The organism is Vibrio sp. Vb0349 (assembly GCF_033338975.1).
Genome location: NZ_JAWOTS010000054.1, coordinates 1 through 10510, shown reverse-complemented (window position 1 = coordinate 10510; position 10510 = coordinate 1). Strand labels below are relative to the sequence as shown.

At 45.2% G+C, this 10510-nt stretch carries 7 protein-coding genes; 5 read left to right on the top strand and 2 right to left on the bottom strand.

Annotation, left to right across the window (positions count from 1 at the left end; translation table 11 throughout):
- Positions 1-143: 143 nt before the first annotated feature.
- On the bottom strand, positions 144-2159 hold the full coding sequence (gene rep / locus R7Q47_RS22840) for a DNA helicase Rep (protein ID WP_005379104.1): 2016 nt from the start codon (positions 2157-2159) through the stop codon (positions 144-146).
- A gap of 170 nt (positions 2160-2329) precedes the next feature.
- On the opposite strand from rep, the gene R7Q47_RS22835 reads away from it, so the two are divergent.
- From R7Q47_RS22835 to ubiK, 4 genes are all read left to right on the top strand, one after another.
- Complete coding sequence (locus tag R7Q47_RS22835) at positions 2330-2911, top strand: TetR/AcrR family transcriptional regulator (RefSeq protein ID WP_005384254.1); 582 nt, start codon at positions 2330-2332, stop codon at positions 2909-2911.
- A gap of 18 nt (positions 2912-2929) precedes the next feature.
- Complete coding sequence (gene vmeC / locus R7Q47_RS22830; RefSeq protein ID WP_005379101.1) at positions 2930-4036, top strand: multidrug efflux RND transporter periplasmic adaptor subunit VmeC; 1107 nt, start codon at positions 2930-2932, stop codon at positions 4034-4036.
- Between the two features lie 12 nt (positions 4037-4048).
- Positions 4049-7171, top strand: a complete 3123-nt coding sequence (vmeD, locus tag R7Q47_RS22825; protein WP_005379100.1) for a multidrug efflux RND transporter permease subunit VmeD — start codon at positions 4049-4051, stop codon at positions 7169-7171.
- 131 nt (positions 7172-7302) lie between these two features.
- On the top strand, positions 7303-7554 hold the full coding sequence (gene ubiK / locus R7Q47_RS22820; protein ID WP_005379099.1) for a ubiquinone biosynthesis accessory factor UbiK: 252 nt from the start codon (positions 7303-7305) through the stop codon (positions 7552-7554).
- Positions 7555-7832: 278 nt separating this feature from the next.
- Here ubiK and ilvC read toward each other — a convergent pair whose 3' ends face one another.
- Positions 7833-9317: a ketol-acid reductoisomerase gene (gene ilvC / locus R7Q47_RS22815; protein ID WP_005379098.1), complete on the bottom strand. Its 1485-nt coding sequence runs from the start codon at positions 9315-9317 to the stop codon at positions 7833-7835.
- A 143-nt stretch (positions 9318-9460) separates the two neighbouring features.
- On the opposite strand from ilvC, the gene ilvY reads away from it, so the two are divergent.
- A complete protein-coding gene (ilvY, locus tag R7Q47_RS22810; protein ID WP_005379097.1) occupies positions 9461-10351 on the top strand; it encodes an HTH-type transcriptional activator IlvY in 891 nt (296 codons plus the stop codon).
- Positions 10352-10510: the final 159 nt, after the last annotated feature.

Sequence of the window (10510 nt, the reverse complement as noted above, 5' to 3'; positions counted from 1 at the left end):
TTCTTTTAGTTGTTGATTTCATAACACTCTCCAATTTTGGGGGTGGAAAGTGTCAACCTTATTTAGGACGGCACAGACATCAACGAAAAAGGCTTGCCAGTTGGCAAGCCTTTTTGTTTTTAGTCAGTGAGAACAAGGTTACTTTACTTCTTAAACATTGCTCGAATATTGGCAATGTGTGCTTGACCTTTCGCCATACGCTCTTCTGCTGATACTGGCTTTTTGTTTACTTCCCATTCAACGTCATCAAATGGCAACTCATCCAAAAAGCGGCTTTGAGTCGGTTTGATCAACTCGCCGAACTGCCGACGCTCTTTGCACATAGTGAAAGTCAGTTCACGTTGCGCGCGAGTAATACCAACGTACATCAGGCGACGCTCTTCTTCCACGTTATCTTCATCAATACTGGTTTGGTGCGGTAAAATACCTTCTTCGGACCCAATTAAGTATACATATGGGAACTCAAGGCCTTTTGATGCGTGCAAGGTCATCAGTTGTACTGCATCACTGTCTTCATCTTCTTCACCGCGCTCCATCATGTCACGCAAGGTCAAACGTTGAACGACTTCTTTTAACGTTTTCTCTTCTTGATCGTAGTTGTCACCCTCTAGGTCCGCCACTATCCATGAATAAAGATCAGAAACGTTCTTCATTCGCATTTCAGCGGCTTTCGGACTTGCTGAAGTTTCGTATAGCCAATCTTCATAATGGATATCACGAACTAGCGAACGAACCGCTTCGACGGTATCACCACGCTCAGCTTGATCAGCAATCGCCACTAGCCATTGGGTGAAACGACGCAGGTTTTCTAGGCCACGTCCCGTTAGGTGCTGTTCGAGCCCCATTTCAAAGCTCGACTCAAACAGGCTCTTCCCTCGCATATTGGCATAACTGCCTAACTTCTCTAACGTTACTGGGCCAATTTCACGTCGTGGAGTATTCACAATGCGCAAAAATGCATTGTCGTCATCCGGATTAACCAAAACGCGCAAATACGCCATGATGTCTTTAATCTCTGCGCGTGCAAAAAACGAGGTGCCGCCAGAAATTTTATACGGTACACGGTTTTGCATCAGAGACTTTTCAATCAAACGTGATTGGTGGTTACCACGATATAGAATCGCATAATCTTTATATTCGGTACGGTTTAGGAACTTATGCGCTATTAGTTCACCCGTCACGCGCTCTGCTTCGTGCTCTTCATTTTTAGCCAACAACACTTTGAGTTTTTCACCGTCAGGAATTTCAGAGAACAAGGACTTCTCATAGACGTGAGGGTTGTTAGCTATCAAAATGTTGGCCGCACGCAGGATTCGACTCGTTGAACGGTAGTTTTGCTCTAGCTTAATCAAACGCAAATTCGGATAATCTTCACCCAGCAACACGAGGTTCTGAGGTTTCGCACCACGCCATGAATAAATAGACTGATCGTCATCCCCTACAACCGTCAATCGCCCACGTTCTCCGACGATTAATTTGACCAGCTCATACTGACTAGTGTTGGTATCTTGATACTCATCAACCAGTAGGTAACGGATACGATTCTGCCAACGCTGACGAACGTCTTCATGATTACGTAAGAGTAAAACGGGCATCAAAATTAGGTCATCAAAATCAAGCGCGTTATAGGCTTTCATTTGCTTTTGGTACATATCAAAACAGAACGCAAACAATTGTTGCTGTTCACCTTGCGCACGCGCTTTGGCTTGCTCTGGCGTCAACATGTCGTTTTTCCAGTTGGAAATACAACTCAGAAGCTGACGTAGCAGATCTTTATCACCATCAAGCTGCTTTTCGGTAAGTTCTTTGAGCAGCGCTAGCTGGTCTTGGTCATCAAACAGTGAGAAGCCCGCTTTCAACCCTAAATGCTTGTACTCACGCTTGATGATGTTCAATCCTAAAGTGTGGAATGTTGATACCATCAAACCTTTAGACTCACCTTTCCCTAACGTTTGACCTACACGCTCCTTCATTTCACGTGCCGCTTTGTTGGTAAACGTCACCGCCGCAATGTTACGCGCTTTGTAACCACATTGCTGAACCAGATAAGCGATTTTATTGGTAATAACACGAGTTTTGCCCGAGCCAGCACCAGCTAGCACTAGGCATGGACCAGACACGTATTTCACGGCTTCATCTTGACTAGGGTTCAGCTTCATAGAAATTCTCTGCGGGTGATGAATGTGGCGCCTATGATAAAGGGGTGGCCTCGTGAAAGCTATGCTGATTTCTTGTAATTTTTACACCAATTAAGTGCAATATTCTGTTGCATAAATGGCGGGTATTTAAGCTATAATGAATGAACGTTCATTCACTAAAGGGTGACATTATGAAGGATAACCCTGCTGTAGATAAACGAGAACAAATCTTAGTCGCTGCTGAACAACTCATTGCTGAATCTGGCTTTCAAGGGCTTTCCATGCAAAAGCTCGCCAATGAGGCAGGTGTCGCAGCAGGGACGATTTACCGTTATTTCTCAGATAAAGAACATCTTTTAGAGGAACTACGCCTTAACGTTGCTAAGCGTGTTGCTACTGCGGTGCAACTAGGTGTTAGTGAAGAGATGCCTTTAAAACAGCGTTATCGAACCATGTGGCTCAATATTTGGAATCTAGCGAGCTCGAACTTAAGTGCGATCAGCAACCGAGTCCAATATGAGTCTTTACCCTGTTCAAATAGTAGCAAAGCTCGGGAACTTGAGAGACAAATGTTTGCCCAAGTAGATCTTCTTTTCAATCAGGGCAAAGACGAGGGAGTATTCAAGCTTCTCGATAACGAAGTACTTTCTGGATTGAGTTTTGAGGCAAGTGTTGCACTTGCTCGGAAACACGCTTTGGGATTTTATCAACTGGATAAGACGGCATTAGAGGCCGCTATTGAAGCCAGTTGGGATGCAATTATTAAACACTAACTTGGAGTTCTTAATAGAATGAAAAAGTGGACTTTCTTTATGTTACTTATCGCCGTTCTCTTGTTCGGCAGCGTGATAGGTTTCAATTTATTTAAGCAACAAAAGATCGCTGAATACATGGCAAACCGTCCTGAACCTGAGTTCCCAGTAACCGTGACAGAAGTGCAAGCGGTGGATTGGGTACCAGTCATCGAGGCAATTGGTTTTATCGAGCCAAACCAAGGCGTGACGGTAGCAAATGAGACCAGCGGTGTTATCGATAAAATCGCGTTTGATTCCGGTACTCAAGTTAAATCGGGTCAGCCATTAGTGTTGCTTGATTCTGAAGTCGAAAAAGCAAATTTGAAGAGCTCGCAAGCTAAGTTGCCAGCGGCAGAAGCGAAATACAAACGCTACCAAGGCCTATTCAAAAAAGGCTCTATTTCTAAAGAAGCGTATGACGAAGCAGAAGCAAACTACTTCTCCTTAAAAGCGGATATTGAAAGCCTGAAAGCAACCATCGACCGACGCGAAATCAAAGCGCCATTTGATGGTGTGGTAGGTATTCGTAACGTGTACCTCGGTCAGTACCTACAGGCGGGCACCGATATCGTTCGCCTTGAAGATACCAGCGTGATGCGCTTGCGCTTCACCGTGCCACAAACCGATATTTCACGTATCAATATCGATCAAGAAGTGGATATCTTTGTTGACGCTTATCCAGACCAACCTTTCAAAGGGTCTATTTCTGCGATTGAACCAGCTGTAAACGTACAAAGTGGTTTGATTCAAGTTCAAGCGGATATCCCTAACAGTGACGGCAAACTACGTAGTGGTATGTTCGCGCGTGCAAACATCATTCTGCCTAAATTAGAAAATCAGGTCACTCTACCTCAAACCGCGATCACATTTACGCTGTATGGCGACAATGTTTACATCGTAACAGAAGAAGATGGCGAAAAACGCGTTAAGCAGCATGTGGTAAAAGTTGGCGAACGCTCTAAAGATATCGCACACATTCTAGAAGGCGTGAAGCCAGGTGATGTAGTGGTGACTTCGGGTCAAGTCCGTTTGAGTAACCATGCGAAAGTAAGCATTGTCGAAAGCGATGCAACTACCCCACCTGCTGAAACACCAATGCTTTAAGTTGGAGGCATCATGCGCTTTACAGATGTTTTTATAAAACGTCCAGTTTTAGCGGTATCGATCAGCTTTTTGATTGCATTGCTTGGTTTGCAAGCGGTGTTCAAAATGCAGGTTCGTGAATACCCTGAAATGACGAATACGGTGGTCACCGTGACCACCAGTTACTACGGTGCAAGTGCCAACTTGATCCAAGGCTTTATTACTCAGCCATTGGAGCAAGCGGTAGCGCAAGCCGATAATATTGATTACATGACTTCGCAATCGGTACTGGGTAAATCGACCATTACTGTAAACATGAAGTTGAATACTGATCCAAATGCGGCGTTGTCTGACATTCTGGCGAAAACCAACTCGGTACGTTCACAGCTACCAAAAGAAGCCGAAGACCCAACCGTAACCATGTCGACAGGTTCGACAACGGCGGTACTGTACATCGGCTTTACGAGTGACGAGTTATCTTCAAGCCAGATCACTGACTACCTTGAGCGTGTAATCAACCCGCAGTTGTTCACCGTAAACGGTGTGTCCAAAGTTGACCTGTATGGTGGTATGAAGTACGCACTGCGCGTATGGCTAGATCCTGCCAAAATGGGCGCTTTGAAGTTGACCGCAACCGATGTGATGAGCGTTCTTAACGCCAACAACTACCAATCTGCAACCGGTCAAGCGACGGGTGAGTTCGTGCTTTATAACGGTAGCGCAGATACTCAGGTATCAAACGTTGCTGAACTTGAAGCATTGGTCGTGAAAACTGGTGAAGGGGATGTCATCCGCCTAGGTGATATCGCTAAAGTAACGCTAGAGAAGAGTCACGACGTTTATCGCGCAAGTGCAAACGGTCAAGAAGCTGTGGTTGCAGCGATCAACGCAGCGCCAAGTGCTAACCCAATCAACATTGCAGCAGACGTACTTGAACTGTTGCCTCAGCTTGAGCGCAACCTACCAAGTAACATCAAAATGAACGTAATGTACGACTCAACTATCGCCATCAACGAATCGATTCACGAAGTAGTGAAAACGATTCTTGAAGCAGCAGTAATCGTACTTGTGGTTATCACACTGTTCCTAGGTTCATTCCGCGCGGTAATCATTCCTATCGTGACCATTCCACTTTCATTGATTGGTGTGGCAATGGTGATGCAGGCAATGGGTTTCTCTTGGAACTTGATGACGCTACTGGCGATGGTGCTTGCCATCGGTCTGGTGGTGGATGACGCGATCGTTGTACTAGAAAACGTTGACCGTCACATCAAAGAAGGGGAATCGCCATTCCGAGCTGCAATCATTGGTACGCGTGAAATTGCGGTTCCAGTTATCGCGATGACATTGACGCTAGGTGCAGTGTACGCGCCAATCGCATTGATGGGTGGTATCACCGGTTCATTGTTCAAAGAGTTCGCTTTGACACTGGCAGGTTCAGTATTCGTATCCGGCATCATCGCTTTGACACTATCACCAATGATGTGTTCGAAGATGCTGAAGGCGAACGAGAAGCCAAGCAAGTTTGAGCAAAAAGTTCACCATATCCTTGATGGCATGACCACTCGTTACGAAGGCATGTTGAAAGCGGTAATGGCTCATCGTCCGGTTGTTATTGCGTTTGCAATCATTGTATTTGCAAGCTTACCGGTCTTGTTCAAGTTTATTCCTAGCGAACTAGCACCATCTGAAGATAAAGGTGTGGTCATGCTGATGGGTACCGCCCCATCAAACGCGAACTTGGACTATATCCAAAATACCATGGATGACGTAAACCAAATACTCTCAGATCAACCGGAGGTGGAATACGCGCAGGTCTTTAATGGTGTACCAAACTCAAACCAAGCGTTTGGCCTAGCAACATTGAAGCCTTGGAGTGAACGAGAGGCAAGCCAATCTGAAATCACGAAACGTGTGGGTGGCCTAGTATCAAGTGTACCTGGTATGTCTGTCACTGCATTCCAAATGCCAGAGCTTCCAGGTGCAGGCTCAGGTCTACCTGTTCAGTTTGTAATAACAACACCAAATAGCTTCGAGAGCTTGTTTACTATCGCTAGCGATATTCTAACCGATGTTGCAAGTAGCCCAATGTTTGTCTATTCCGACCTGGATTTGAACTACGATTCAGCAACGATGAAGATCAAGATCGATAAAGACAAAGCGGGTGCCTACGGTGTGACTATGCAAGACATTGGCATCACCCTCAGCACGATGATGGCAGATGGTTATGTAAACCGAATCGACCTGAATGGCCGCTCGTATGAGGTGATCCCTCAAGTTGAGCGTAAATGGCGTCTAAACCCAGAATCGATGAAGAACTACTATGTACGCTCTGTGGATGGTAAAGCGGTTCCATTAGGCAGTCTGATTACCATTGATGTGGTGGCTGAGCCTCGCTCTTTGCCACACTTCAACCAGCTAAACTCAGCGACTGTGGGTGCAGTACCGTCGCCTAGTGTTGCTATGGGTGACGCAATCGACTGGTTTGAGAATATTGCACAAACCAAACTGCCTGCAGGATATAACCACGATTACATGGGCGAATCTCGTCAGTTTGTAACGGAAGGTAGTGCCTTGTATGCAACCTTCGGTCTTGCACTTGCGATCATCTTCCTCGTTCTGGCGATTCAATTTGAATCACTCCGCGATCCTATTGTCATCATGGTATCTGTACCTCTGGCAATATGTGGTGCCTTGATCGCATTGGCCTGGGGTACGGCCTCGATGAACATCTACTCGCAGGTTGGTTTGATAACGCTGGTCGGCCTAATAACCAAGCACGGTATCTTGATCTGTGAAGTCGCCAAAGAAGAGCAGTTACATAATAAACTGTCTCGTATTGATGCGGTGATGGAAGCTGCGAAAGTGCGTCTTCGCCCTATCCTAATGACCACTGCAGCGATGATCGCAGGTCTGATCCCGCTGATGTACGCAACAGGTGCAGGTGCCGCGCAACGTTTCAGTATCGGTATCGTCATCGTTGCTGGCCTTGCAATTGGTACACTGTTCACACTATTCGTACTACCTGTGATTTACAGCTACCTAGCTGAAAAACACAAACCTCTGCCAGTATTTGTTGAAGACAAAGACTTGGAGAAGTTAGCGCGAGTTGACGAGGCGAAAGCAGCTCATCGTGAATTAGCGGATAACAGATAAGCTATTAAGGCATTCAAAAAGGTCACTTCGGTGGCCTTTTTTATTGCCGCTCTCTTTTTTGCCATCTAAGTGGCGACTTTCACGTATCATTTACTTAAAATGAGGACAAATCAAAAGGAGTTTTAGCCACTATGTTTGACCCAAAGAAATTAGAGCAAATTGCTAAACAGATTCACGACTCAATGCCTCAACCTGTAAAAGAATTGGGCTCTGATGTCGATCAGAAAGTTCGTCAAGTAATCCAAGGCCAGCTAAACAAGCTAGATGTTGTAAGTCGCGAAGAGTTTGATGTTCAAACTCAAGTTTTACTACGTACACGTCAAAAGCTAACAGAAATGGAACAGAAGTTGGCGCAACTTGAAGAAAAGCTTGCTGAAAAATAAGTATCAAAGCGCTCCTCACAAAGGAGCGTTTTTCTTATCGGCGCGCAGATAAATCGGCTAAAAACAAAAAGGCTTGGTCAACGGCGACCAAGCCTTTTGATTAGATGTTGTGTTTTATTTTGTATTTATCACTCCAGTCTGCCTGGAGTTTATCTACTGCGTTACTTGAGACTAAGTAAATTACGCTGTATTAAGGTTTCATTTCTAGGAGAAGGCGCGGACTTTACGATAGTAAACGAGCACCTTCGACACCGAAATGGAGCCTTAAGGCCAGTCATTTAGCCGCCCACCGCGATACGCTTCATATCAGTCATGTAACCACGTAGCTCTTCACCGATGTACTCTACAGGGTGGTTACGGATTGTTTCATTCACAGCGATAAGAGTCGCGTTATCCACTTGGTTAGACGTTTCACCTAAACCTTTACCAATTACGTCAGTATTTACGGCTGGCATAAACTTCTCACGTAGAAGCGGCGTTGCTACGTTAGCGAACAGGTAGTTACCGTATTCCGCAGTGTCTGAGATAACCACGTTCATCTCGTATAAACGCTTACGTGCGATAGTGTTTGCGATAAGTGGCAGCTCGTGTAGAGACTCGTAGTAAGCAGACTCATCGATGATGCCAGATGCCGTCATCGCTTCGAATGCTAGCTCAACACCCGCACGAACCATAGCAACCATCAAGATACCGTTATCGAAGTACTCTTGCTCAGAGATTTCTACGTCAGTTTCTGGGTAGTTTTCGAAAGCAGTTTCACCTGTTTCTGCACGCCAGCCTAGTAGATTTGCATCGTCGTTTGCCCAGTCAGCCATCATAGTGCTAGAGAAGTGACCGGTGATGATGTCATCCATGTGCTTGTTGTATAGCGGACGCATCAGTTCTTTTAGCTCTTCAGAAAGCTCAAATGCTTTCACTTTTGCAGGGTTAGTTAGGCGATCCATCATGTGAGTGATACCACCAAACTTCAGTGCTTCAGTGATGGTTTCCCAACCGTATTGAAGAAGCTTACCAGCGTAGCCAGGATCGATACCATCAGCAATCATCTTCTCGTAACATACGATAGAGCCAGCCTGTAGCATGCCACAAAGGATAGTTTGCTCACCCATTAGGTCAGATTTCACCTCAGCAACAAAAGAAGACTCTAGACAACCTGCACGGTGACCACCTGTTGCTGCAGCCCAAGCTTTCGCGATATCCCAACCTTCACCTTTTGGGTCGTTCTCTGGGTGAACAGCGATAAGAGTCGGTACACCGAAACCGCGCTTGTATTCTTCACGAACTTCCGTACCTGGACATTTAGGTGCAACCATTACTACCGTTAGGTCTTTACGGATTTGCATGCCTTCTTCAACAACGTTGAAACCGTGAGAGTAGCCTAGTGCTGCGCCTTCTTTCATTAACGGCATTACCGTCTCAACAACGTTTGTGTGCTGCTTATCTGGAGTAAGGTTTACTACTAGATCAGCTTGTGGAATTAGCGTTTCGTAGCTACCTACCTCAAAACCATTGTCTTTTGCGTTTTTGAATGACTGGCGTTGCTCATCAATCGCGGCTTGGCGAAGCGCATAAGCAACGTCTAGACCAGAGTCGCGCATGTTCAGACCTTGGTTAAGACCTTGAGCACCACAACCTACAATGACTACTTTCTTACCTTTCAGATAATCCGCTTCTGAAGCGAACTCACTGCGGTCCATAAAACGACAACGACCTAATTGGTCCAACTGCTCGCGCAAGTTTAGGGTATTGAAATAATTAGCCATCTGGGTGCTCCTTTGAGATTCTTCCATTGAGGTCAGTAATTGCCTTACCGAGTAACTTCATACTAAAACAGACATGAGATTGCTTAAAGTGATATATTCACAATTAGTTATTGCAATTTATGCAACATGGAAATGAAAATTTAATGAATATCAAAAGCCTGCAACTTTTCATTCATCTCTGTGAGAGTAAAAGTTTCGCCAAGACCGCAGCGGCAATGCATATTAGCCCTTCAGCCTTAAGCCGACAGATACAAAAATTAGAGGAGGAAACCAGCCAACAATTGTTTTTACGCGACAACCGTAGCGTTGATTTAACTATCCAAGGTAAAAAGCTAGTCCCAGTCGCCTTAAAGATTCTTGGCGAATGGCAGCAGTATCAGAGTCACCTGAAAGGAACCGAGGATGAATTGAAAGGAGAAATCCGTCTCTTTTGTTCTGTTACTGCAAGCTACAGCCATCTTCCGGAGCTAATCTCTGACTTTCGTATTCAGAACCCTTTCATTGAGTTCAAACTATCAACCGGCGATCCAGCTCAAGCGATCGACAAAATACTAGCAGATGAAGCCGATATTGCCATATCAGCCAAGTCAGAACAGATGCCAAATAAAATCGCATTTGAAACGATCAGTGAAATCCCACTTTCTGTCATCGTACCTGTTGGGGTTAGTGCGTTTGCTGAAGAGCTACAAAAAGAAAAACCAGACTGGTCGGTCATTCCATTCATACTCCCAGAAGCAGGAACGGCAAGGGACAGGGCCAATACTTGGCTCAAACAAATGAAAATAAAGCCAAAGATCTACGCACAAACCTCCGGACATGAAGCCATCGTAAGTATGGTTGCATTGGGATGTGGAGTAGGTATCGCACCTGATGTTGTAATCAACAACAGTCCAGTAAGAGAAAAGATAAATCGTTTAAAAGTCTTACCAATTAAACCTTTTAAACTTGGTGTTTGCTGCAACAAAACTCAGTTGGAAAATCCGCTTGTTAAAGCCTTTTGGAAGGTTGCAGAGAGCAAATATATCGCACCGTAAATGACCACTTTTTAGGTATAAAGTGAGCTAATTTTAAAACGCTATAGATGCAAAAAAGCCCGCTCTTTCGAGCGGGCTTCTTAAATTTAAAGCCTGGCGATGTCCTACTCTCACATGGGGAAGCCCCACACTACCATCGGCGCTATTTCGTTTCACTTC